The 23,838-nt window shown below is 69.2% G+C and carries 20 protein-coding genes; 12 read left to right on the top strand and 8 right to left on the bottom strand.

The window, feature by feature from the left end; all coding sequences use genetic code 11:
* Positions 1–18 precede the first annotated feature (18 nt).
* The 6 genes from E3O18_RS03665 (at position 19) to E3O18_RS03640 (ending at position 8,920) form a co-directional block, all read left to right on the top strand.
* A complete protein-coding gene (locus tag E3O18_RS03665) occupies positions 19–990 on the top strand; it encodes a MoxR family ATPase (protein WP_134396416.1) in 972 nt (323 codons plus the stop codon).
* A complete protein-coding gene (locus E3O18_RS03660) occupies positions 987–2,360 on the top strand; it encodes a DUF58 domain-containing protein (protein ID WP_241976680.1) in 1,374 nt (457 codons plus the stop codon). Before E3O18_RS03665 ends, E3O18_RS03660 begins: the two co-directional genes overlap by 4 nt.
* Positions 2,357–4,753, top strand: coding sequence for a transglutaminase domain-containing protein (locus E3O18_RS03655; protein WP_241978109.1), 2,397 nt, complete (start codon positions 2,357–2,359; stop codon positions 4,751–4,753). The genes E3O18_RS03660 and E3O18_RS03655 overlap by 4 nt, the downstream gene beginning before the upstream one ends.
* Positions 4,750–5,454 carry an FHA domain-containing protein gene (locus tag E3O18_RS03650; protein ID WP_134396414.1) on the top strand — a complete coding sequence of 235 codons (705 nt, stop codon included), beginning with the start codon at positions 4,750–4,752 and terminating at the stop codon, positions 5,452–5,454. Before E3O18_RS03655 ends, E3O18_RS03650 begins: the two co-directional genes overlap by 4 nt.
* Before the next feature lie 98 nt (positions 5,455–5,552).
* Entirely contained in the window at positions 5,553–5,750 is a 198-nt protein-coding gene (locus E3O18_RS03645) for a hypothetical protein (protein ID WP_134417482.1), read from the top strand.
* Positions 5,751–5,872: 122 nt separating this feature from the next.
* Positions 5,873–8,920 (top strand): FtsK/SpoIIIE domain-containing protein, encoded by a 3,048-nt coding sequence (locus E3O18_RS03640; RefSeq protein ID WP_134417480.1) that lies wholly within the window; start codon positions 5,873–5,875, stop codon positions 8,918–8,920.
* 95 nt (positions 8,921–9,015) lie between these two features.
* Here E3O18_RS03640 and ald read toward each other — a convergent pair whose 3' ends face one another.
* A complete protein-coding gene (ald, locus tag E3O18_RS03635; RefSeq protein ID WP_134398758.1) occupies positions 9,016–10,131 on the bottom strand; it encodes an alanine dehydrogenase in 1,116 nt (371 codons plus the stop codon).
* A 345-nt stretch (positions 10,132–10,476) separates the two neighbouring features.
* Between ald and E3O18_RS03630 the strand changes: the two genes are divergently transcribed.
* From E3O18_RS03630 to E3O18_RS03615, 4 genes are read left to right on the top strand one after another with little or no spacing between them, the layout of a single operon-like run.
* A complete protein-coding gene (locus E3O18_RS03630) occupies positions 10,477–11,688 on the top strand; it encodes a spermidine/putrescine ABC transporter substrate-binding protein (RefSeq protein ID WP_134396407.1) in 1,212 nt (403 codons plus the stop codon).
* 2 nt (positions 11,689–11,690) lie between these two features.
* Entirely contained in the window at positions 11,691–12,890 is a 1,200-nt protein-coding gene (locus E3O18_RS03625) for an ABC transporter ATP-binding protein (protein ID WP_134396405.1), read from the top strand.
* 1 nt (position 12,891) lies between these two features.
* Entirely contained in the window at positions 12,892–13,806 is a 915-nt protein-coding gene (locus tag E3O18_RS03620; RefSeq protein WP_134396403.1) for an ABC transporter permease, read from the top strand.
* Complete coding sequence (locus E3O18_RS03615) at positions 13,803–14,609, top strand: ABC transporter permease (protein ID WP_174722105.1); 807 nt, start codon at positions 13,803–13,805, stop codon at positions 14,607–14,609. The genes E3O18_RS03620 and E3O18_RS03615 overlap by 4 nt, the downstream gene beginning before the upstream one ends.
* Positions 14,610–14,624: 15 nt before the next feature.
* On the opposite strand, the gene E3O18_RS03610 is transcribed toward E3O18_RS03615, so the two are convergent.
* Entirely contained in the window at positions 14,625–15,647 is a 1,023-nt protein-coding gene (locus E3O18_RS03610) for an asparaginase (RefSeq protein WP_241978108.1), read from the bottom strand.
* Positions 15,648–15,663: 16 nt separating this feature from the next.
* A complete protein-coding gene (gabT, locus tag E3O18_RS03605) occupies positions 15,664–17,046 on the bottom strand; it encodes a 4-aminobutyrate--2-oxoglutarate transaminase (RefSeq protein WP_134398756.1) in 1,383 nt (460 codons plus the stop codon).
* Between the two features lie 136 nt (positions 17,047–17,182).
* Here gabT and E3O18_RS03600 point away from each other — a divergent pair, with 136 nt between their 5' ends.
* Positions 17,183–17,668: an OsmC family protein gene (locus tag E3O18_RS03600; protein ID WP_134396490.1), complete on the top strand. Its 486-nt coding sequence runs from the start codon at positions 17,183–17,185 to the stop codon at positions 17,666–17,668.
* Positions 17,669–17,779: 111 nt separating this feature from the next.
* Here E3O18_RS03600 and E3O18_RS03595 read toward each other — a convergent pair whose 3' ends face one another.
* Both E3O18_RS03595 and E3O18_RS03590 read right to left on the bottom strand, forming a co-directional pair.
* The gene (locus E3O18_RS03595; protein ID WP_134396397.1) at positions 17,780–19,117 is read right to left on the bottom strand and encodes an aminotransferase class III-fold pyridoxal phosphate-dependent enzyme; all 1,338 of its coding nucleotides are present in this window, start codon (positions 19,115–19,117) and stop codon (positions 17,780–17,782) included.
* A gap of 76 nt (positions 19,118–19,193) precedes the next feature.
* Positions 19,194–19,988, bottom strand: coding sequence for a lysophospholipid acyltransferase family protein (locus E3O18_RS03590; RefSeq protein WP_134417476.1), 795 nt, complete (start codon positions 19,986–19,988; stop codon positions 19,194–19,196).
* Positions 19,989–20,053: 65 nt separating this feature from the next.
* On the opposite strand from E3O18_RS03590, the gene dxr reads away from it, so the two are divergent.
* Positions 20,054–21,136, top strand: a complete 1,083-nt coding sequence (gene dxr, locus E3O18_RS03585; RefSeq protein ID WP_134396393.1) for a 1-deoxy-D-xylulose-5-phosphate reductoisomerase — start codon at positions 20,054–20,056, stop codon at positions 21,134–21,136.
* Between the two features lie 18 nt (positions 21,137–21,154).
* On the opposite strand, the gene E3O18_RS03580 is transcribed toward dxr, so the two are convergent.
* From E3O18_RS03580 to E3O18_RS03570, 3 genes are read right to left on the bottom strand one after another with little or no spacing between them, the layout of a single operon-like run.
* Positions 21,155–22,084: an NAD-dependent epimerase gene (locus E3O18_RS03580; protein ID WP_134396391.1), complete on the bottom strand. Its 930-nt coding sequence runs from the start codon at positions 22,082–22,084 to the stop codon at positions 21,155–21,157.
* Positions 22,085–22,109: 25 nt separating this feature from the next.
* Positions 22,110–22,541, bottom strand: coding sequence for a hypothetical protein (locus E3O18_RS03575; protein WP_134396389.1), 432 nt, complete (start codon positions 22,539–22,541; stop codon positions 22,110–22,112).
* On the bottom strand, positions 22,538–23,779 hold the full coding sequence (locus tag E3O18_RS03570; protein ID WP_277870881.1) for a serine/threonine-protein kinase: 1,242 nt from the start codon (positions 23,777–23,779) through the stop codon (positions 22,538–22,540). Before E3O18_RS03570 ends, E3O18_RS03575 begins: the two co-directional genes overlap by 4 nt.
* Positions 23,780–23,838: the final 59 nt, after the last annotated feature.

The raw sequence follows: 23,838 nt of genomic DNA, 5'->3' as shown, positions 1-23,838 counted from the left end.
AACGAAAGTGATCACCCCATGACGATGACCGCGGAGCAGGCGACCCAGTTCGCCGACGTTTTCGACCGACTGGTGATCGGGGTCGAGCAGGTGCTGCTGGGCAAGCACCACGTCATCCGGATGTCGTTCACCGCGCTTCTCAGCGGCGGACACCTGCTGCTCGAAGATGTGCCCGGTACCGGCAAGACCTCGCTGGCGCGCGCCATCGCACAGAGCGTGCGCGGTACCAGCAACCGGGTGCAGTTCACCCCCGACCTGCTGCCGGGTGACATCACCGGGGTGAGCATTTACGACCAGCGCAGCGGGGCGTTCGAATTCCACCGCGGGCCGGTCTTCGCCAACATCGTGCTGGCCGACGAGATCAACCGGGCCAGCCCGAAGACCCAGGCCGCGTTGCTCGAGGTGATGGAGGAGGGTCAGATCACCGCCGACGGCGTCACCCACCCGGTGGCGGCCCCGTTCATGGTGATCGCCACCCAGAACCCGATCGAGCAGGCCGGCACATACCGGCTACCCGAGGCGCAGTTGGACCGATTCATCATGAAGGCCTCCATCGGCTACCCGGACCACGCCTCGACCATTCGCATCCTCGAAGGTGCCGGGCAGCGCGCGCACGAGGCGACCGTGCCCCCGGTGGTGTCCGCGGCGACCGTCGTCGAACTCGCCGCCCTGGCCCGCACCGTCTACGTCGACGCCACCATCAACGACTACGTGGCGCGACTGATCGACGGCACCCGCACGAGCTCCGAGGTGCGGCTGGGCGTCAGCGTGCGCGGGGCGCTCGCGCTGATCCGCACCGCGAAGACGCTCGCCGCCGCGAACGGCCGCCACTACGTGGTGCCCGACGACATCAAGGAGCTGGCTGACGCCGTGCTCGCGCACCGGCTCGTGCTCGACCCCGAGTCCGAATTCGACGGCGTCACCGCCTCCAGTGTGATCGCCCGGGTACTGATCGAGACTCCGCCGCCCAGCGACAGGCAGGCTGCGTGACGCAGATCGCGCCGGGTCCGGGCGCAGGCACAGCTACCGTGCCTGCGCTGCTCGTGCCCGCGCCGTCCGCTGCTCTGCCGGTCAAAGTCTCCGGTGACGGTCGGCTGGCCGACTTCGTCGCGGCGGGAGTCCGGTTCGGGCGGGAATGCGGCGCTCGTGTCGCCGGCACCCTGCGTGCCGTCTTGTCCGTGGTCACCCCGCTCGGCTGGGCCGTCCTGGCGGTCGTGGGGGTCTCGTTCCTGTTCGGCTATGCGCTGGGCTGGACCGAGCTGATCGTGGTCGGCTGGACCGGGCTCGTGCTCCTGGTGGCGGCATCCTGTTTCCTGATCGGTCGGAACGCGTTCGAGATCCACCTGCACCTGACCGTGGATCGGGTGGTCGTGGGGGAGCGGGTGCCCGGCCAGGTGAGCGTGCGGAACCCGACCCGCCGGAGGCTGCCGGGCGTGGGCGTCGAGGTGCCGGTCGGCTCCGGGCTGGCCGAATTCTCGATGCCGAGCCTCGCCCGCGGCGAGGACTTCTCGGACGTCTTCATCGTGCCGACCCGCAGACGCGGCGTGATCCCGATCGGTCCGGTGCGGACGGCGCGCGCCGACCCGATCGGGCTGCTGCGCCGGGAGATCGTCTGGGCCGAACAGGTCTCGCTGTTCGTGCACCCGCGTACGGTCTCGATCCCGAGCATGAGCACGGGCTTCATCCGTGACCTTGAGGGCAATCCCACCCGCGACCTGACCAACAGCGACGTCTCGTTCCACGCGCTGCGCGAATACGTGCCTGGCGATGAGCGGCGCACCATCCACTGGAAGAGCACCGCGAAGACCGGCCGCTATATGGTGCGCCAGTTCGAGGAATCCCGCCGCAGCCACCTCATGGTCGCTCTCAGCCTGGCGGAGTCCGACTATGCCGGCGAGGACGAATTCGAGATGGCCGTCAGCGTCGCCGGCAGCCTGGGGGTGCGGGCCATCCGCGACGCGCGCACGGTCTCCGTTGTCGCCAGTGCGGTGCCGCCGGACTCCAGCCGACAACGGATGCCGGGACTCCGTCCGCTGAGCACCCTCACCCGCACCCGGCTGCTCGACGATCTGAGCGGCGTGGAGCGCTCCCTGGCCGCCCTGCCGGTCGGCGAGCTGGCCAGGGCCGCAGCGGACACCGTGGCCGGCATCTCGGTGGCCTTCCTGGTGTGCGGGTCGGCCACCACCCTCACCCAGGTGCGCACGGCCGCCAGCCGTTTCCCGGCCGGTGTCGACGTGGTCGCCGTGATCTGCGCCCCGGAGACCGTCCCCAGCCTCCGCCGCGTGGCCGAGCTGAGTGTGCTCACCATCGGCTACCTCGACGACCTCCAGCACAGTCTCGCCCGAACGAAGGCGGCATGAGCGCACGGGGGGTGAGGAGGGGCGGCGCGCGCCGAGACGGGATGGCGGTCCGCAGCATCCGCCTGGACTGGCGCTTCATCGTCGGCAACACCGTCGGGCTGCTCCTGGCGACCCTGATCGCGAGCGCCTCGCTCTGGCCGGTTTATCAGAGCCGCGAGTTCATCGTGTTGGTCGGCGTCACCTTCGGGCTGGGTACCGTCGTCGCCATACTGGGGGCGCTGTTCCGCTGGGGCACCTGGCTGGTGGCGCTTTCCACCGTGGGGGTCTACCTTCTCGCCGGGGTGCCACTGGCCGTTCCCGGTCGGGCGGTGCGCGGCATCCTGCCCACCCCGGACGGCCTGCTCGACCTGCTCGCCGCGACCGCGCTGAGCTGGAAACAGCTCGTCACCATCGTGCTTCCGGTCGGTTCCTATCAGGCGCTGCTCGTGCCAGCCTTCATCCTGGTGCTACTCAGCACCGTGATCGGGCTGTCGGTCGCCCTCCGCGCCCCGGTCGGCGAGCTCGGCACACTGGCCCCCGCCACCCTGTTCGTCAGCGGCATCGTGCTGGGGCCGACGGTCGCGACCATGCCGATCGGAACCGGTCTCGGCCTCTTCGTCGTGCTCCTGCTCTGGCTGCTCTGGTTTCGCTGGATGCGCCGCCGTTCCGGCGTGCGGCTCGCCCTGCAGCAATCCCGCCGCAGCACGGCGTCGTCGTCCGACCGGCGGCTCGCGGCGGCCCGCGGGCTGGTCAGCGCCGCCGTGATCGTGGCGGTGGCGATCGCCGCCGGAACCGGGGCCGCGGTCGTGCTGCCGGTCGACGTGCCGCGCGACGTGCTGCGCGCTCGGGTGCAGCAGCCGTTCGACCCTCGGGCCTACCCGAGCCCGCTGAGCGAGTTCCGCGGTTACCTGCAGGCCGGGCGGGCGGATGCGGTGCTCCTCGAGGTGACCGGCCTCCCGAGCGGCGGCCGCCTCCGCCTGGCCACCCTGGACAGCTACGACGGGATCGTCTACTCGGTCGGCAGCGACCAGGTCAGCAGCGCGTCCGGCTCCTTCACCCGGTTGCCGGACCGTCTCGACCAGTCCCTGGTCGACGGCGACCCGGCCACCCTCATGGTGACCGTCGAGGGCTACACCGGCGTCTGGGTGCCCGGCGCCGGCCAGCTCGAACGCATCACGTTCACCGGCCCCACCCGGATCCTGCGCTCCGACTCCTTCTACTACAACGACAACAGCGGCACGGCCGCGGTGCTCACCGGGCTGGTCCGGGGCGATAATTACCGGAGCGTGGGCGTCATCCCGCGGTCACCGGACAGCCTGGCCGACCTGCGCCCCGGCAGCGCCGTGCTGCCTGCGCCCGCCGTTCTGCCGGACGAGGTCGATCAGGCGCTCGCCCGCTACGTGCAAGCCGGCGACCCGCCCGGTGTGCAGCTGCAGGCCATGCTCGACGGCCTGAAAACGGATGGTTACATCAGCCACGGTATCCTCCCGGACGAACCGGCGAGCCGGTCCGGGCACGGCGCCGACCGCATCAGCGAGCTGTTCACCGACCAGCCCATGCTCGGCGACGCCGAGCAGTACGCCGTGGCCGCGGCCCTGATGGCGCGCCGGCTCGGCTTCCCGGCCCGGGTCGTCATCGGCTTCGTGCCGCAGGCGGCCGCCGAGGCCGAGGCGGTCCCCGTCGTCGGTTCCGACATCTCGGCGTGGATTGAGGTTTCCTCCACCGAGGGCTGGGCCACGATCGATCCGAATCCGGCCGTGCGGGACATCCCGGCTCGGGCCCCCGATGACCCGTCGGTGGTTTCCCGGCCACAGTCGGTTGTGCCCCCGGCCCTCCCCGACCCGGTGGAACTGCGCGAGCCAGCCCCGCCGGAGAGCACCAGCAACGACCCGCCGGAACCGCCCAACCCGCTGCTGGTCTTCCTGCTCGCCGCGGCGACCGTCGCCGCCTGGACACTCCTCGGTCTCGGCGTGCTGATCTCACCCCTCCTGCTGATCGCCCTGGCCAAGGCACGCAGGCGTTACCTGCGCCGCACCCGGTCCACACCGCTCGACCGGATTCGGGGCGGCTGGCGAGAATTCGCCGACGCCGCCGTGGACCACGGCATCGATGTTCCGGTGGGGGCGACCCGCACGGAACTGGCCGCGCTGGTGCCGGGAGCGGAACCTCTGACTCTGGCGGTCGCCGTTGACCGTGCCGTGTTCTCCCCGGAACGGCCGGGCAATGCCGCCGCCGAGGACGTGTGGACCGCGGTCACCGACCTGCGCCGCTCGCTCAACGCGGGGAGCAGGCGCACCGACCGGCTTCGGGCCCTCGTGTCGTTGCGTTCGCTGGGTCGGTACGCTGGAGGGGCATCCGTTCACCGAACAGCCCCGCGCGGGAGCGGCCCTGCACCGGGAGGAGCCCACCCATGAACTGTCTGATCTGCGGTGCGCAGCTTCCCGTCGGCGCCATGTTCTGCGGCGAATGCGGCAGCTCGAGCACAGCCACCCCGCTAACCCGGAAGCGACCGGACCCTCGGCCCAGCGACACAACGGTCATCCTGCCGCTCCGTCGGCGCTCCGTGATCTCGGTGCCGGTCGTGTCGGTGCCGGTCGTGTCGGTGCCGGTCGTGGTGCCGGTCGTGTCCGCCCCGGTCGAGTTCCCGGTTGTCTCGGCTCCGGTTGACGTCCCGGCTGATATTCCAGTCGTCGCCGTTCCGGTGGAGGCTTCCGCCCCCGTGCCGCTCCAGGCTCCGGAACCCGCCGCCGTGCCGCTCCAGGCTCCGGAACCCGCCGCCGCCCCATCCGCGTCCCTGTTCGTGCTCCAGTTCAGCACGGGGGAGACGATCTCGGCCCTCGGCACCGGCCTGATCGGACGCCGGCCGCTGCCCCAGCCGACCGAACGCGTCGACATCCTGGTGCAGATCAACGACCTCGGCCGTTCGGTGTCGAAGAGCCACCTCGAGTTCGGCCAGCACGACGGCGAGTTCTGGGTCAGTGACCGGTTCTCGGGCAATGGCACCATCATCCGTCGCCCGGATGCGGTGGCGGTGCGCTGCGAACCCGGCCGGCGCTACCTGGTGCCGCGTGGTTCCCGGATCGAGATCGCGGACCAGTTCTTCATCCTCAACTAGTCCCTCACCAACTGACCCTTCCCGGCCAGATCAGTGCGCCCAATGACCGTGGGCGCTGAAGGTCCGCGGATTGGGGTGTTCCAAGGCGGTTATGCCCGGTGCCGGTGCCGGTGCCGGTGCCGCACCGAGCCGCCGCCGCTGCGGACGCAGTCGACCCGAACGAATTCGACCCCAACGAATTCGACCCCAACGAATTCGACCCCAACGAATTCGACGGAGATTTCGCCCAAACAACGGAAATACTCCGCAGAAGCAGTTCAGACGAAATTATCCGTCGAATTGGTTCGACGCTGTGAGCGACGCAACCGATCGATCCGGACTCACTGCGCCGGCTCCTCCCCAACCCTACCGGCCGTCATCCCGGTACGGATGCCGGCGCGTGCGGTTGTGCCTGCCCCCGGAGTGATGGGCTGACGCGGTGATCCGAGCCGATGTCCCGCTGACCCTCCCCACCCGTCCGGCCGACCTGCCGCCGCCTGGCTTCCCGCTGATCGCGAGCGTGGCGCCGCTGGCCGCGGCCGGGGCGATCTGGCTGATCACGGGCTCGGCCCTCGTGCTGATCTTCGCGGTACTCGGCCCGGTCATCGCCGTGGCCGGCATGCTCGACGCGCGGCGCACGGGCCGCCGCGTCCGGCGCACCAACGCCCTCGACCAGGAGCGGGCACTGGCGACACTGCGGGCCGAGGTGGCCCTGCGCCACGAGGAGCTGCTTCGCGCGCACTGGCGGCGCACGCCCTCGGCCAACAGCATCGTCGCCGCCCCGCACGCCGCCATCCGTTGGACCGATTCGGGAGCAGACGTGAGCCTGGGCTCCGGTGCGGTGCCCAGCGGGCTACGCCTCGACGGTGGTGCCGCTCCCGACGAGCATCGCGACGTGCGCGACTGGGCGGCCACGCTCACCGAGGCACCGATCGATGCCGATGCCGGCGGTGGTATCGGCATCGTCGGACCGCTGTCGCTCGGGCAGGCGCTGGCCCGCGGCCTGTTGGTGCAGCTGGCCTGCTCCCTGGCCCCAGACCAGGTCGGACTCACCGTGCCTGATCGCGGTTGGGAATGGACGGTCGCCCTCCCGCACGACACCGGGCCGTCCTGCGCCCGCCGCCTCGTGATCTGCCAGGCGCCGTCGGGCGGGGCGGCGTCGGGCGGGACGCCGTCGGGCGGGGCACCGTCGGGCGGGGCACCCTGGGGGCCACCCCCGGTGTCGGGGTTGGTCGTCGCCCTGGCCGGCACTCTCGCCGAATTGCCGTGGGGCTGCGACACCATCGTGCGGGTGCAGGGTCCCGGCCGGGCCGAGGTGCTGCGCTCCAGCGTGCACGCCTGGGGGAGTGGCTTCCGGCCCGAGCTGATCACCGTCGAACAGGCGATCGTGGTCGCCCGCGTGCTACGAGCCCGGGCCGCGGCGGCTGGACTGGTCCAGAATGCGCGGCGAGTCCCCGCATCCGTTGCCCTTGGCGAGCTCTCCGGCTTCCAGCCCGGGTATCGGGCACCGCATGGGCAGACCCAATCGCGGAACCTCCGCTGCGTCATCGGGGTGGGAGAAGCGGGGGAGGTGTCGCTCGACCTGGTCGGGGCAGGGCCGCACGCAGTCGTCGGCGGCACGACCGGCAGCGGCAAGAGCGAACTGCTGGTGACCTGGGTGGCGGCGATGGCTGCGGTGGCCGGCCCCGACGAAGTGACGTTCCTGCTGGTTGATTTCAAGGGTGGGGCCGCGTTCGGCCCGCTCTGCGCCCTTCCCCACTGCGTGGGTCTGATCACCGACCTGGACGTGCACCAGGCCGCCCGGGCGCTGACCAGCCTGGCCGCCGAGCTGCGGTATCGCGAACGCGTACTCGGGCGTGCCGGCGCGCGTGACATCGTGGACCTGCGGATGCAGGATGCCGGCGGGGTGCTTCCGCGGCTCGTGATCGTGGTTGACGAATTCGCGACCATGCTCACCGCATTCCCCGACCTGCACGCTCTGTTCGTCGACATAGCCGCGCGGGGCCGGTCGCTGGGCGTGCACCTGATCCTCTGCACCCAGCGGCCCACCGGTGTGGTGCGTGACGCCCTGCTCGCCAACTGCACGCTTCGGGTGTCGCTGCGGGTGAACAACCGCGCCGACAGCGTGGCGGTGCTGGGCACGGATGCCGCAGCGGCCCTCGGCGCGGACCAAGCCGGCCGCTGCCTGATCGCCGCGGACGCCTCGGGGCCCGTGCTCTGCCAGGTGGCGACGACCTCGCCGCGCGAGATCCGCTCCCTCGCAGCGGCGGACGCCGAGGCGCCGAACCCTCGGCGCCCCTGGCTCGACCTGCTACCTCAGACGGTGAGCCGCGAGGACCTCCTCGCCCTCGTCGCGGGCGGAACGGCGGTCGACAAGAGCGCGTTCGGCGGCGCCGCGGTGGCGGCCGGGCACGACCGTGCTGCTTCCGACGCTCGTGCCGCGCCCGGTGGTCTGCTGGGCTTGCTCGACGAGCCGGAACTGCAGCGTTACCGGGTGGCCCGCTACGAGCCGATCGCCGAGGGCAGCCTGCTCGTGCTCGGCGGTCCCCGCTCGGGTAAGTCAACGGCGCTGGCGTCGGTCGCGGCGGGGTTTGCGACCGTTGGCGATGCCGTGCTGCTCGGGGCGGACGTCGAGGCGGTGTGGGACTGCCTCGTCAAGGCGCGCCGATGCCTCGACGCCGGCGGGAGTCCGGCTGCCCGGCTGCTGCTACTCGACGACTTCGATAGCGTGCACGCCCGCTGGGACCAGGAGCACCGTTCGGCGGCCCTCGAACTGCTCGCCGGGCTGATCCGCGACGGCGCGGAGGGCGGCCTGCGGATCGTCATCGCCGCGCAAAGGCTCACCGGCTCGCTGCAGTCCCTGCCTGCCCTGTGCCAGAGACGGTTGGTGTTGCGCCTGTCCGATGTCGCCGAGCACGTCGCGGCCGGAGGAGTGGCTGCCCTGTTCGACGACCGCCTTCCGCCCGGCGGCGGGAGCTGGCAGGACCATCGCATCCAGCTCCTCGCGCCGGAGCAGAGCGGTGCAATCCCGGATGTCGCGGCGCAACGGGACATCGAGCCACTCGCGGATGCCGCCGCGCTCCTGGGGCGGCCCGGGCAGACCCTTCTCGTCGTGTCGGGCTCGCCGTCCCGCTCGGCCGCAGTGCTGGGAACGGTTCCCGGGGCGCGGGTCGTCGACCTCGCCGCGGTGTCCCACGACGAGTTGGCGGAGGCCGCGCAGGCAGGCCCGCCGCTCCGGCTGAGCGGGTCACAATCAGGCACCGCCTTCGTCGGCGACGTGGACGCGTGGCAGGCGCAGTGGTCCCTGCTGGGTGCCCTGCGCCCGCACGCGGACCTGGTCTTCGACGGCTGCAGCCTGGCCGACTACCGGGCCATCAGCCGACGCCGGGACCTGCCTCCGCCGTTGGCACCCAACCAAGGTCGGGTGTGGGTATTGCGCCCGGACGGCGCCGTGCACCGGGCCACGCTGCGGGCCCCCGTCGTGTAGCCGCCGGTCGTGTAGCCGCCGGCCGCGAAGCCCCGCAGCACGGTCCCGCAGCACGGTCCCGCAGCACAGTTCCGCGGTGTCGGCCCCGCCGTGGATCAGGCCAGCGCGTCCACCAGACCGCGGAGCGGCAGCGAGTGCGCACTCGCGACCGGGCCGCTGGTGATGAGGCCGCCGACCGTGGATAGGCCGAGGGCGAGCGCGGCATCCGTGCGGAGCGCGTCCTTCCAGCCTCGGTTCGCGATCAGCCGAACATAGGGAAGCGTGGCGTTGGTGAGCGCATAGGTGGAGGTGCTCGGCACGGCCCCGGGCATGTTCGCCACGCAGTAGAACAGGGACTGATGCACGGTGAACGTCGGATCGGCGTGCGTCGTCGGGTGGGAGTCGGCGAAGCATCCGCCCTGATCCACAGCGATGTCCACGAGCACGCTGCCCGGCTTCATCCGGGACACGAGCTCGTTGCTGACCAGCTTGGGGGCCCGCGCCCCGGGGATCAGGACCGATCCGATCACCAGGTCGGACAACACCAACGCCCGGTCGATCTCGTAGCTGTTCGAGGCGATGGTCTGCACCCGCCCGTAGTACAGCGCGTCGATTTCGCGCAGGCGGAACAGGTTGGTGTCGAGTACGGTCACCTGGGCGCCGAGCCCGAGGGCGACCTGCATGGCTGCCGTGCCGGCCACGCCGCCGCCGAGCACGGTGACCCGAGCCGGATGCGTTCCGGGCACTCCGGGCACGAGCAGGCCCGGTCCGCCGTTGGGCTTGAGCATCGCGTTGGCGCCGACGATGGGTGCCAGGCGGCCCGCGACCTCGCTCATCGGCGCGAGCAGCGGCAGCGCCCGCGTCGGCAGCTGCACCGTCTCGTAGGCGATCGAGGTGACACCGCCCTCCAGCAGCGCACGGGTCAGGGCGGGTTCCGCGGCCAGGTGCAGGTAGGTGAACAGCAGCAGATCGGGGCGAAAATAACCGTACTCGCTCGCCACGGGCTCCTTCACCTTGAGCAGCAGGTCGGCGGCTGCCCAGGTTGACGCGGCATCCGGCATGATCGTCGCGCCCGCCGCCGCATAGCTCTCGTCGCTGAGCCCGGAGCCGAGCCCGGCCCCCGTTTCGATCAACACGTCGTGCCCGTGCGCCACGAGGTCGTGTACGCCGGCCGGGGTGATCGCAACCCGGAACTCGTTGTTCTTGATTTCTGCCGGAACTGCGACCTTCATGGCGCTCCCTTGTCTAACGAATTCGACGGAGATGTTGATGCACAGCCCGTTTTAGAGGCCAAAAACGGCCCTTATGGTGAAAATCTCCGTCGAAGTGGTTCAAACCCACAGCGGTGGACCTCCGGGCGGTGGACCACTCTGTCCTGAGCGAAATCCTACCGCCGCCGAACAGCTCATTTCGAATGAGAGTGTCGCCATAGAGTGCTGATTTCGTGCGTGATCGCACTAAAAATTAACGATTTGGTCACTCTTGGGTGCGCTGGGGGCGCTCCTGTGCAAGTATCTAGCAACTCGCAATGAAAGCTGTGAGAGCTCATCCGCTGAGAAGTGCAAGGAGACCCGACCATGAAGCCCAGGCCGTTGCCCGCAGATCCCATGATCGCTCAGCTGGTCCGTCAGGCCCGGGCGACCACGATGGGGCGCCGCGCTCTGCTCGCCGGAGCCGGTGGCGGGGCCGCAGCCCTGGCGCTCGCCGCATGCTCGACCGGAGGGGCCACGAAGCCCACCGCCGCCCCCGACGAGTCCGACAGCAGCAAGCTCGTGCGCTGGGACAACTGGGCGCTCTACATCGACGTCGATGACGCCGGCGATTACCCCACACTGGATGCGTTCACGGCCGAAACCGGCATCAAGGTCGAGTACACCGAGGCCGTCGACGACAACAACACGTACTACGGCAAGGTCAAGGACCAGCTCGCCCTCGGCCAGGACATCGGCGCCGACACCGTCTGCCTGACCGACTGGATGGTCGGCCGTTGGATCCGGTTCGGCTACACCCAGGAACTCGACCAGGCCAACATCCCCAACCTGAAAAACCTGCTCCCGTCCCTGAAAGACGTCGGCTTCGACCCCGGCCGCAAAATGAGCGTGCCGTGGCAGGGCGGGTTCGCCGGCATCTGCTGGAACAAGGAGAAACTTCCGAACGGCATCGCGTCGGTCGAGGACCTGTGGAGCTCCGACCTCAAGGGCCGGGTCGGCGTCCTGTCCGAGATGCGCGACACCATGGGACTGATCATGCTCGACATGGGTGTCGACATCGCGGGCGACTGGGGCGACGACGAGTTCTTCGCCGCGATCGACGTGCTGGAGAAACAGGTCGGCGACGGCCAGGTTCGCAACATCAAGGGCAATGCGTACAAGGAAGACCTCATCAACGAGGACACCCTCGCCGCCATCGTCTGGTCCGGCGACATCGTGCAGCTCAACGCCGAGAACGGGGACAAATGGGAGTTTGTGGTCCCCGACAAGGGCGGCACCCTCTGGAACGACAACTTCCTGGTGCCGATCGGCTCCACGCACAAGAAGAATGTCGAGAAACTCATCGACTACTACTACGACCCGGCCGTTGCCGCCGAGGTCGCCGCCTACGTGAACTACATCACCCCCGTTGCCGGCGCCAAGGAAGCCGCGATGGCGATCGACCCCGAGCTCGCGAACAACCAGCTGATCTTCCCGGACGATACGACCCTGGCCAAGGCTCGCGTCTTCCGCACCCTGACCGGCGCGGAGGAGCAGAAGTACGACGCCGCCTTCCAGGGCATCCTGCTGGGCTCGTAGGGATGGCCAACGGAGAATTCGCCAGCGCGGGGGCCGACCTGGAGCTGGTGGGCATCCAGAAGAGGTTCCCAGGCTTCACCGCCATCGAGCACCTCGACCTGAAGATCCCCGCGGGGTCGTTCTTCGCGCTGCTCGGCCCGTCCGGCTGCGGCAAGACCACGACCCTGCGCTTGGTGGCCGGCCTCGAGGAACCGACGGCCGGGCGCATCCTGATCGGGGGCACGGATGTGACGAACCAGAAATCCTTCCAGCGTCCGGTCAACACGGTGTTCCAGAGTTATGCCCTCTTCCCGCACATGACGGTGCTGGAGAACGTCGCCTTCGGGCTGCGTCGCCGGCGGATCGACGACCCGGTCGCCAAGGCCCACGAGGCGCTCCGCCTGGTGGAACTGGACCACCTCGCCGCCCGCCGCCCGCAACAGCTCTCCGGCGGACAGCAGCAGCGCGTGGCCCTCGCCCGCGCGATCGTCAACCGGCCGGCCCTGCTGTTGCTCGACGAGCCCCTCGGCGCGCTCGACCTGAAGCTGCGGCGCCAGATGCAGCTCGAGCTGAAGACCATCCAGGAGGAAGTCGGCCTCACGTTTCTGCACGTCACCCACGACCAGGAGGAGGCCATGACCATGGCCGATACCGTCGCGGTCATGAACAAGGGCCGGATCGAACAGATGGGCGCCCCCGAGGAACTCTACGAGCTGCCGCGCACGGCGTTCGTCGCCAACTTCCTCGGCCAGTCGAACCTGTTCACCGGCCCCGTGGTCGGTAGCACGAGCGAGGCCATCTCCGTGGCCGTGGCCGGCCAGAAAGTCGTGGTTCCGGCGGCGCGCGCGCACCGGCACACCGGCGAGGTCACCATCGGCGTCCGCCCGGAGAAGCTGACCCTGCACGTGACCGAACCCGTCGCCGACGTCGCTCGTAACCTGATGGGTCCCGGCCGGGTGATCGACGTCTCGTTCAGCGGGGTCAGCACCCAGTACCTGGTCGAGGTCGCCGGAGTCGGCACCCTCATCGTCTTCGCGCAGAACATGGCATTCGGCCCCGTCGCCCATGAGGGGTCCGAGGTCTGGCTGGACTGGAACATCGAACACGGCTTCGGGCTTGAAGACGACGCCTCGGCGGAACCCCGTTTCGAGGCGGACGACACCACCCGGAGCATCGCGACCCAGAAACGCTCCTCCCTGCTCACGGAGCTTGAGGGAGCCTAGGGTGGCGTTCGCGGCATTCTCCACCAGCACCACCGCGCCCGAACCGGCGCCGCGCCGGAAGAGCCCGGTCGCGCTGCTCCTGCTGTTGCCGGGCATCCTCTACCTGGTGCTGTTCTTTCTGGCCCCCCTCGTCTCGCTGCTGCTGACGTCGTTCCAGGCCCCCTCGGAATTCGGCGACGTCGGCCAGTACTCCTACGCCTTCCGCTGGGAGAACTACGTCGACGTGATCACGGCCTACTGGCCGCACATCATGCGCTCCTTCGGCTACGCGCTGATCGCCACGCTGCTCGCCCTGGTGTTCAGCTACCCGCTGGCGTACTTCATCGGCGTGAAGGCGCGGCCCTGGCCGTTGCTGCAGAGCCTCATGCTGGTGCTGGTGATCGCCCCGTTCTTCATCAGCTTCCTGCTGCGCACCCTGGCCTGGAAGCAGCTCCTGTCCGACGAGTCGTTCGTGATCACCTCACTCAAGGCTCTGTCGTTGCTGGCACCGGATGCCCATTTCACGGGCACTGCTTTCGCCGTCATCTTCGGGCTCACCTACAACTTCATCCCGTTCATGACCCTGCCGCTCTACACGACGCTCGAACGGCTCGACCTGCGCTACCTCGAGGCCGGCAGCGACCTCTACGCGCATCCGTTCGACGTGTTCCGCAAGATCACGATCCCGTTGTCGATGCCCGGCATCGTGGCCGGAACCCTGCTGACCTTCATCCCGGCGGCCGGCGACTACATCAACGCGAGCCGGGACTTCCTCGGCGGGCCGGACACCCAGATGATCGGTAACGTGATCGAGGCCAACTTCCTGGTGCTGCAGAATTATCCGGCGGCGGCCGCGCTGTCGATCATCCTGATGTCGGTGATCCTGGTGATCGTGAGCGTCTACGTCAAACGGTCGGGCACGGAGGAGCTGCTGTGAAAATCTCCCTGGGCAAGTGGTTGCTGCCGCTCTACACGGTGTTGGCGCTGATCTTCCTGATGGTGCCGATCGTCTACACGTTCGTGTTCTCGTTCAACGACTCGCTCAAGTCCAACATCACCTGGCGCGGGTTCACCTTCGACAAGTGGCTCAACGTGTGCCAAGTGCAGAACGGCGCCGTCTGCGAGGCGTTCGGCAACAGCATCCTGATCGGCGTGGTGGCCACGGTGGCCGCGACCACGCTCGGCACCATGATCGCGATCGCCCTCGTGCGGTACCGGTTCCGGTACCGGTCGCAGACGAGCCTGCTCCTGTTCCTGCCGATGGCCACGCCGGAAGTCGTGCTCGGCGCCGGCCTGGCCGCGCAGTTCCTGTCGCTCGGCGTGCCGAAGAACATGTCCACGATCATCCTGGCGCACACCATGTTCTGCATCAGCTTCGTGGTGGTGACGGTCAAGGCGCGAGTCGCGAGCCTCGACCCCGCGCTCGAGGAGGCCGGCCGGGACCTCTACGGCTCGGCAACCCAGGTGTTCGCGCGGATCACCTTCCCGCTCCTGCTGCCCGGCATCCTGGCGGCCGCGCTGCTCTCCTTCGCGCTGAGCTTCGACGACTTCATCATCACCAACTTCAACTCCGGCGCCGTCACCACGTTCCCCAAGTACATCTACGTATCCGCCGCCCGGGGAATCCCGGCCGAGGCGAACGTGATCGCGTCGGCGGTGTTCATCTTCGCCCTGGTGATCGTGGTCACCGCGCAGGTATCCCGGGCGGCCAAGGAGAAACGGCTGGCAAAGCAGGGCTGACTCCCGGCCCGCGCCCTACACGTAGCTGGCGCGGATCTCCCCGACCGGGAGCCCGCCGCCCAGCACCGCCAGGTTCAGCTCGGGCAGGATGGCCTCGACGTCGCTGTGTGCGATGGCACCGGAATCCGCGAGAAGACGCAGGGCCACGATGGCGGTTGCCCGCAGGCTGCCGTCGAGAATCTTGAGGGCGACCGTCGTGCCGTTGGCGGCGGAGGCGACGCAGATGCCCTCCGCGCCGGTCTTCACGAACAGTCCGAGGCGGTCGATCACGACCGTGTCGGGCATGCCGGGTCCGGCGATGACCCAGCCGTTCTGCCGTACTGCCTCGCCCAGGAAGCCGGCCTCGCGGTAGATCGCGAAGGGCGAATTTGACTTGGATGTGGCGATGCGGGCGATGCCGCGTGCCAGAGCGGTGAGAGACAGCGCGTGAACCGGCGCGCCGCATCCGTCGATGCCCGACGCCGACGGCCGCTCGCCGGTGAAGCGCTCCACCACGTCGAGAATGCGCTTTTGCAACGGATGCGCCGGCTCCAAGTATCCAGAAAGCGCCCAGCCGTTCTGCTGGCAGGCCACGAGCATCGCGGCGTGCTTGCCCGAGCAGTTCATGTAGATCGGGGCCTTGGCGGCACCCAGTCGCACCAGGGCGTCGCGGGTGGGGGAGTCGTCCGGCCAGGCCGCCGGGCAGGCGAGCGCCGTCTCGGGGATGCCGGCGCGGGCGAGGAGCCCGCGCACGAGGTCGGCGTGGCGCTGCGTTCCGGTGTGGCTGGCGGTCGCGATGGCGGCGTCCTCCCCGCGCAGGGTGACCCCGCTGGCCATTACGGCGATGGCCTGGAAGGGCTTCATCGACGACCGCGGGAAGATCGGGGTGGTCACATCGCCGAGGGCGCGCAGGACCGCGCCCTCGCTGGTGAGCACGACCGCGCTACCGGCGTGCCTCGATTCGATGAAGCCGCTGCGCTCGACCACGGCCAGTTCGACCGCATCGGGGACGAAGAACGTCTGCCCGGCGTGGATTGGCACCTCGAATGTCGTTGTCACGGTGTGTGTCTCGCGCCTAAAGCGCGGCGATGGCGTCGTCGATGACCGAGAGGGCATCGTTCAGAAGGGCATCACTCACGGCCAGGCTCGGGAGGAAGCGCAGCACATTGCCGTAGGTTCCGGCGGTGAGCAGCAACACGCCGTGCTGGGCGGCGTAGGCGGCGATGGAGGACACGGCGGCGGCGTTCGGCGCCTTCTCCGTGTCACCGGTGCCCGGCTGCACGAGTTCGATGGCGATCATGGCGCCGCGACCGCGGATCTCGCCGATGATGTCGTACTTCTCCTTGAGAGAACCGAGGCCGGCGCGCAGGGTGTTCTCGATACGCGCACCCTCGGCGAGCAGGTCGCCCCGCTCAATCGACTCGAAGACCGCGATGGCCGCGGCGCAGGAGACCGGGTTACCGCCGAAGGTTCCGCCGAGGCCGCCGGGCTGCGAGGAATCCATGATCTCGGCGCGGCCGGTGACGGCGGCCAGCGGCATGCCGCCGGCGATGCCCTTGGCGGTGAGCACGAGGTCGGGGGTCCAGCCGAAGTGCTCGCTGGCGTAGTACTTGCCGGTGCGGGCCATGCCGCTCTGGATCTCGTCGGCGATCATGACGACGCCGTTCGCGGTGCACCAGGTCTGCAGGGCGTTGAAGTAGCCCTCGGCCGGAACCATGAAGCCACCCTCACCCTGGATGGGCTCGACGACCAGGCAAGCCAGGTCGGTGGGTCCGACGACCTTCTCGAGGTACGCGATCGTGCGCGCCGCGGCATCCGCGCCGCTCAGACCGTCGTGATACGGGTAGGAGCTGGGGGCGTGGTAGACATCGCTGGCGAGGGGGCCGTAGCCGGTGGCATAGGGCATGGCCTTGTAATTCATGGCCATGGTCAGCACCGTGCGACCGTGGTAGGCGTGGTCGAGCACGGCGACGGCGCGGCGGCCGGTGTGCTTGCGGGCGATCTTGACACCGTTCTCGACGGCCTCGGCGCCCGAGTTGATCAGCACCGACTTCTTCGGCCAGGAGCCGGGGGTGTGCTCGGCGAGAAGCTCGCAGACACGCACATACTCCTCGTAGGGCGTGATGGTGAAGAGGGTGTGGATGAAGTCCTGGGTCTGTTCGACGGCGGCCGCGACCACGCTGGTCTCGGTGTGGCCGATCGTGGTCACGCCGATGCCGGCGCCCAGGTCGATGAACTGGTTGCCGTCGACGTCGACGAGGATGGCGCCGTTCGCCTTGGCGATGTAGACGGGCAAAGCGGATGCGACGCCGCCGGAGACGACGGCGAGCCTGCGCTGCTGGAGTTCCTTCGATCGCGGACCCGGGATCGCGGTCACGATCTTGCGTTCCTGCGGCACGGTGTAAACCGGTGCGGCGGGGGTGGACGGGGAGGTCGAAGGCGTCAGCGTGTCAGTCATGATCTGACCAGTTTACCGATCGATGCGACGCAAGGCGCGGCGAATTGCTGCAACAATCGGTTCCCTGGCCGCGATACGGCCCGCTGTCGGCCGCGAATCGGCCCGCAGAGCCGCGCAAATCGAAGGAGGCGCCGTGATCGGTGCACACCACCACTACGCCGTGAACATCGCCTGGACAGGCAACCGAGGGACCGGAACGAGCGGCTACCGGGACTACGGCCGGGATCACCTGATCACCGCGCCCGGCAAGGAGCCGATCAGCGCATCGGCCGATCCGACCTTCCACGGGGACGCCGACCGTTGGAACCCGGAGGAACTGCTGCTGGCCGCCCTCAGCGAGTGCCACCTGATGAGCTATCTGCACGTCGCCGTGAAGCACGGCGTGCAGGTCGTCGACTACACCGACGACGCGACCGGGTCGATGACTCAAACGACGGATGGTGGCGGCCACTTCACCGAGGTGACCCTGCGACCGCGCGTCACGGTTGCCGACCCCGGCCAGGTCGAACTCGCGCAGTCTCTGCACGCGGAGGCCGCCGGCCTCTGCTTCATCGGCGCATCCGTGAACTTCCCCGTCGTGCACCAGCCTCAGACGGTGGCGCTCGCCGACACTGAGGTGTGACGCCGACCCGGTCACCGCACCGTGCGGTCGATGGCCGTGCTCTCGGCGGCGGCGGCGATCAGACGGCTTCCGCCGCACGCTCGCCGCCACCTACCCGGGGTTCTATCGGTACTACAGGCCGGACAGGGCGGCGAGGGTTTCCTCGATCACGGAGGCGGCATCGTCGATCAGCGCCTCGGAGATGACAACCGACGGCATGATGCGCAGCACCGAGTCCCAGCTGCCGGCATCCAACACGATGACGCCATTGGTGGTCGCGTGCTTGATGATCGCGGTGAGAGCCTCGGGGTACGGAGTGGTCGTGCCCGGGTGAACGAGCTCCACTCCGAACATCGCACCCTTGCCGCGCACGTCGCCCACGACGGAGAACCGCTTCGGCCAGTCGCCGATGCGCGCCCAGAGGGCCTTCTCGACGCGCCGCGCCTCGCCGAGGAGGTCGTCCCGCTCGATCAGGTCGAAGACGGCGAGGGCGGCCGCGGTCGAGACCGGGTTGCCGCCGAAGGTTCCGCCGATGCCGCCGGGCTGTACAGAGTCCATGATGTCGGCGCGACCGGTGACGGCGGCGAGCGGGAATCCGCCGGCGATGCCCTTGGCGGTGGTGACGAGGTCCGGCACCACATTGTGGTGCTCGATGCCGTACCAGGCACCGGTGCGGGCGATGCCGGCCTGGATCTCGTCGGAGACGAAGACGATGCCGTGCTCGGTGCAGAATTCGCTCAGCCGCTTGAAGAATCCGGGGGCGGGGATGACGATGCCGCCGTCGCCCTGGATCGGTTCGATGAAGAATGCCGCGATCTCGGTGGCGCCGATGTGGGTGTTGATGTAGTCGATGGTCTTCTCGGCGGCTTCTTCGCCGGTCAGGCCGTCACGGTAGGGGTAGCTGGTCGGCACGCTGTAGATCTCGCCGGGGAACGGTCCCATTCCGGCGCGCTCGGGCCAGGGGCGGTAGGTCATCGCCATGGTCAGGTTGGTGCGGCCGTGGAACGCGTGGTCGAGCGCGACGATGGCGCGCCGGCCGGTGAACTTGCGGGCGATCTTCACGGCGTTCTCGACGGCTTCCGCGCCGGTGTTCACCAGGATGGAGCGCTTCTCGAAGTCTCCGGGGGTGATCTCTGCGAGCTTCTCCGCGACGGCCACGTAGTTCTCGTACGGGGTGACGGTGAACAGGGTGTGGGTGAGCTTGGCGGCCTGCGCCGCGGCGGCCGCGGCCACCTCGTCGTTCGCGTGACCGATGGTGGTCACGCCGATGCCGCAGCCGAGGTCGATGATCTGGTTGCCGTCGACGTCGACGAGGATCGCTCCCGCTCCGTGATCCATATAGATGTTCGCCAGCGTGCCCGCACCGCGGGAAACCGCGCGCAGGCGGCGTTCCTGCAATTCGACCGACTTGGGGCCGGGAAGGGCGGTGACGAGCTTGCGCTGCTGGGGTACCGAATACGTGTCAGACATGACCCCAGCTTAGGTCGCGCCCGTTTCCGCGGTGTTTCCGGGCGGCGGATGCTCGGCTCGGCCGGCCCGAAAGCGGCTAGACGCGTTCGCGCGGGAAGACCCGGTCGGCGATCTTTTGCAGGGTGCCCGAGGGCGGCGACTCGTTGTACCGGCCGGCCAATTCCTGACGGGACAGGGCGTGGATCGCGGCCATGATCTCGTCGGTCGCGCCGCGCCGTGCCTTGCCGGACTCGGCGGAACCGTGGCGGCGGAGGTCGAGGGGCTCGCCGAAAGTGACCGTGACCTTGCGGATCCGCGGGAATTTTGCTCCTACCGGCTGGATCTCCTGTGTGCCGATCAGCCCGACCGGAACCACGACGGCCCCCGTGGTGAGGGCGAGCCACGCCACGCCCGTGCGGCCCTTGTACAGGCGGCCGTCGAGGGAACGGGTTCCCTCCGGGTAGATCGCGAACGCGCTGTCGGATTCGAGGATGTTGCGGCCCGCGTCGAGTGCGTCCTGGGCGGCCTGCCCCGCGCCGCGTTCGACCCCGACCGCTCCGATCGAGGTGAAGAAGGTGCGCGAGACGAAACCCGTGAACCCGGTGCCGGTGAAGTAGGTGGACTTGGCCAGGAACTGCACGCGCCGAGGAGCGACCAGCGGAATCACGATGCTGTCGATGAACGACAGGTGGTTGCTGGCCAGGATGACACGGCCGCTGCGCGGGATGTTATCCCGGCCGGTGATGGTGGGGCGGAAGACCAGCCGGGCGATCGGCGCCATGATGCCGTAACCGAGGAAGTAGACGAATCCGGGGCGCTTCGTGGGCTCCGATTCCTCCGCCGACAGGTCGACGGGAGTTGCATCCTGGGAATCTGCTTTGGAACCGGTCATCCTTGGACCCTACCGCCACGGCCCGCCCCGGCACGAAAGGCGGCGGCGCCACCTAAAATTGTGGGATGCGCAGACGAGTTGTAATTCTCGGTTCGACCGGCTCGATCGGAACCCAGGCCCTTGATGTGATCAAGGCCAACCCCACCCGGTTCGAGGTGGTCGGGCTCTCCGCCGGCAACAACAGGACGATGCTCGAGGCGCAGGCCGCCGAGTTCGAGGTCGAGCACACGGCGCTCGGCGCGGACGAGGCCGAAGAGCTCGTGCGCGACGTCGAGGCCGACGTGGTGCTCAACGGCATCACGGGCTCGGTGGGCCTCGGGCCGACCCTCGCCGCCTTGCGAGCCGGTCGCACGCTGGCCCTGGCAAACAAGGAATCGCTCATCGTCGGCGGCGACCTGGTGAAGTCGCTGGCGGCGCCGGGGCAGATCGTGCCCGTCGACTCCGAGCACTCCGCCATCGCGCAGGCGCTCCGCTCGGGAACGGCCGGCGAGGTGCGACGCCTGGTGCTGACGGCATCCGGGGGCCCGTTCCGTGGCCGACGACGCGGGCAGCTCGCCGACGTCACGCCGGCCGAGGCGCTCGCGCACCCGACCTGGCAGATGGGGCTCGTCGTCACGACCAACTCCTCCACCCTCGTCAACAAGGGCCTCGAGGTGATCGAAGCGCATCTGCTCTTCGACGTGGACTACGAGCGCATCGATGTGGTCGTGCACCCGCAGTCCGTCGTGCACTCCATGGTGGAATTCATCGACGGATCGACGATCGCCCAGGCGTCCCCGCCGGATATGCGTCTGCCGATCTCGCTCGGGCTGGACTGGCCGAACCGCGTCGCGGCAGTCGGCACGCCGATCGACTGGACCATCCCGCAGAACTGGACCTTCGAGCCCCTCGACACGATTGCCTTCCCGGCCGTCGACCTGGCCAAGCAGGTCGGGCGTGCCGGCGGCACCTACCCCGCGGTGTTCAACGCGGCGAACGAGCAGGCCGTTGCGGCTTTCCACGCCGGCACCATCGGGTTCCTCGACATCGTCGACACCATCCAGCGTGTCGTCGAACGGCACGAGCAGGACGGCCCGCTCACACGCGAGTCGCTCGCCGGCGCCGAGGCGTGGGCGCGCGCCGCGGCGGACAAGCTCCTCGCCCGCTGAGAAAGCCGGCCGTGCGGTTCAGGCCGTGTCGCCTGAGTTGAGGTAACTGTCCGCGGTTGTGGCGAGGGCATCCGGCCACGGGGTCTTGCCGACGCCGAGCTCGCGCTCGGTTTCGGCGGAATCGATGATGTACGGCACCCTGAGCTGATAGCTCGAGGCCCAGATCTCGTGCATCATCGGGTTCAGCGCGCCGAGCGATTTGAGCAGCCACTGCGGGTAGCCCGCCACCGTGCCGTGCGTGCCGTAGCGGCGGTTGAGCTGGGCGGCGATGTCGTCACGGGTGATGGCCGTGCTCGGCACATGCCAGAGCCGGCCCCATTCGCCCCGGTAGTCGGCGGCGGCCACGAGGGTTGTCACGATGTCGGGCAGGAAGCTCCAGCTGTGTACGCGCCCGGGCCGGCCCACGACCCGGGCGGTCTTCGATTCCAGGATGGCTCTGAAGAACCGGTCGTCGAGGTGCGCAGTGCCGACGACGCCCGGCCCGAAATAATCGCTCGCCCGCACCTCGACGGCCCGAATCTCGCCGCGGTCGTGCGCGTCCTTCGCCCGGTGCCAGAGCTCCTTGCGCACGAGCCCCTTCGTCTCGGTGGTCGTTTCCGGCGAATGCTCGGTCATCGGCCCGGTCGGAGACCCGTACGGGTAAAGATTGCCCATCATCACCAGGCGGGCGCCGGTGACGGATGCCGCCGTCAGCGCCGCGTCGATGACCGGCGGCCACTGGGTGGGCCAGTCGGTGTACCGCGGGTTGATGCACAGAAAGATCGTCGACATGCCGGTCGCCGCCCGGGTGAAGGTCTGGGCATCGCTCGCGTTCAGCACGAGCGATTCTGCCCCGGGTGCCGCCGCGCCGGAGCGGGTTCCGACGGTCACCTGGTCGCCTCGACCCACCAGACGCTCGGCGAGCGGTCGTCCGACCATGCCTGCGCCGACAACCAGCTGCTGGGGCATGAATCCTCCTGAGGTGAGGCCGACGCTAGTCCTCGTCGTCGCAGCCGTCGTCTTTCTTCTTGCATCTACCGTCGTCCTTGTCGTTGCCGTTGTCAACGGACGTCGGGCTCGGGGCTGGAACCGGGGCCACGGTCGGCTCCGGCTCGCTCGCCTCGATCGCAGCGGTCAGGTCCGCGAACACCAGGTTGAGGGCTGACTGGATGTCGGCAGCACGGGCGGCGCTTACCTCGTCCGCCGCGGCCGCGGTGAGCAGGTCGGCCTGAACGGCTTCGAGCGAAACCTGGGCGGCGTCGAAGTCGCCGGCCGCGGCGGCCGCTGTCACGTCCTGCACACCGGCCTGCAACTGGGTGGCGGTGCTCTGCTGCAGGTCGGGAGGCGTGCTCCCGCACCCGGTCAGGGTGGACGCGACGAGCGTGACCGCGGCCAGCGCGAGGGTCAGGCGGTCTCGAGGCATCATGGCGTCACGCTTTCCTGGAGTCGCTTCAGATTGGTGCCGAGGGAACCGTCAACGGCCGGGTAGGTGGCGGCGGGCGTGGCCGGTTCGGCCCCCCGGGGGGTGAAGACCACCACGGCGAGCACGATGAGTGCGGCCAGCACTCCCAGCGCGGCGAGCACTCGGGGACGGCGCCATGCGGGAGCGGTGGTGGTGGCACGGGCGCTGCCCGGTGAGCGGGCCGGAGCGCCGGCCGGCGTCAGAAACTCGGTGGGGGCATCCGCGACGGGTTTCGGGGCGGCGATGACTCTCGTGGCGGCCAGAACCGCAGTCGGATCGAGGGTCGCGGACCTGAGTACCGCGGTGGGCTGGAGGGTTTCGGTGGCGCCCAGGACGGCGGTGGGCTCCAATAGCTCGGTGGCCCCCGGAGCCCCCATTGCCACGGTGACTGCGGTTCCAGCGTCGGTATTTCCCCCGCTGACCAGGCGTCGCAGCTGCACGGCTGCGTCGCCCGCGCTGAGCCGGTCGGCCGGCTCGCGGATGGTCATGCCGCCCAGAACGGTGGCCCAGCTCTGGCCGAGATCGGCCGGAATGTGCGGCTGCCGCTGCAGCCTGGCCATTGCCGATTCGATCGCCGTTCCGGTGAAGGCGCGCTCGCCGGTGAGGCATTCAAGCAACACGAGTCCGAGCGAGTACACGTCGCTGGGCGGGCCGATGGTGCTGCCGAGTGCCTGTTCGGGGCTGAGGTAGCCGGCCGTGCCGAGCAGAGACCCGGTCGCCGTGAGGCGGGTCGCGTCGAAGAGACGGGCAATGCCGAAGTCGGCGAGTTTGGCATGCATGGCGCGGCCGGGGAATCCCGACGGTGCGAGCAGCACGTTCGCGGGCTTGATGTCGCGATGGATGATGCCCTGCGCGTGCACGTAGTGCAGCGCCTCCGCGAGGTCGGCGCCCATGGCTGCCACCTCGTCGGGGTGCAGGGCCCCATCGGCGATCTTGCTGCGCAGGTCCGTGCCGTCCACGAGCTCCATCACGATGTAGGTGCGCGAGACGCCGTCGATCACGGCCGTGCCGGCGTCGAACAGGGTGACCAGGGCGAAGTGGTTGAGGCTCGCGAGCACCGTGACCTCGCCGCTCTGGCGCTCGGGCCCGGCGTCGTCGGCCGTGTCGAGACGGAACAGCTTCACGGCGACAGTACGCCCCAGAAAGAGGTCGGTGGCCCGGTAGACGGATGCCATCCCGCCCGTTCCGAGCAGAGCGTCGATACGAAAACGGTCGGCCAGGCTGATGCCGATGGGACCGACGGTGTGTGGCTTGGACAGAG

Origin of the sequence: Cryobacterium sp. TMT2-42-4, assembly GCF_004402645.1 — a bacterium.
In the GTDB taxonomy this organism is placed as follows: Bacteria; Actinomycetota; Actinomycetes; order Actinomycetales; family Microbacteriaceae; genus Cryobacterium; species Cryobacterium sandaracinum.
This window is presented reverse-complemented; position numbering and strand designations above follow the sequence as displayed.

What these genes read in the sequence shown, in the direction of transcription:
- E3O18_RS03665 (WP_134396416.1), top strand. Translation starts at nt 19, where the DNA reads ATGACGATGACCGCGGAGCAGGCGACCCAGTTCGCCGACGTTTTCGAC.
- E3O18_RS03655 (WP_241978109.1), top strand. Translation starts at nt 2,357, where the DNA reads ATGAGCGCACGGGGGGTGAGGAGGGGCGGCGCGCGCCGAGACGGGATG.
- E3O18_RS03650 (WP_134396414.1), top strand. Translation starts at nt 4,750, where the DNA reads ATGAACTGTCTGATCTGCGGTGCGCAGCTTCCCGTCGGCGCCATGTTC.
- ald (WP_134398758.1), bottom strand. Translation starts at nt 10,131, where the DNA reads ATGAAGGTCGCAGTTCCGGCAGAAATCAAGAACAACGAGTTCCGGGTT.
- E3O18_RS03630 (WP_134396407.1), top strand. Translation starts at nt 10,477, where the DNA reads ATGAAGCCCAGGCCGTTGCCCGCAGATCCCATGATCGCTCAGCTGGTC.
- E3O18_RS03625 (WP_134396405.1), top strand. Translation starts at nt 11,691, where the DNA reads ATGGCCAACGGAGAATTCGCCAGCGCGGGGGCCGACCTGGAGCTGGTG.
- gabT (WP_134398756.1), bottom strand. Translation starts at nt 17,046, where the DNA reads ATGACTGACACGCTGACGCCTTCGACCTCCCCGTCCACCCCCGCCGCA.
- E3O18_RS03595 (WP_134396397.1), bottom strand. Translation starts at nt 19,117, where the DNA reads ATGTCTGACACGTATTCGGTACCCCAGCAGCGCAAGCTCGTCACCGCC.
- E3O18_RS03590 (WP_134417476.1), bottom strand. Translation starts at nt 19,988, where the DNA reads ATGACCGGTTCCAAAGCAGATTCCCAGGATGCAACTCCCGTCGACCTG.
- dxr (WP_134396393.1), top strand. Translation starts at nt 20,054, where the DNA reads ATGCGCAGACGAGTTGTAATTCTCGGTTCGACCGGCTCGATCGGAACC.
- E3O18_RS03580 (WP_134396391.1), bottom strand. Translation starts at nt 22,084, where the DNA reads ATGCCCCAGCAGCTGGTTGTCGGCGCAGGCATGGTCGGACGACCGCTC.
- E3O18_RS03575 (WP_134396389.1), bottom strand. Translation starts at nt 22,541, where the DNA reads ATGATGCCTCGAGACCGCCTGACCCTCGCGCTGGCCGCGGTCACGCTC.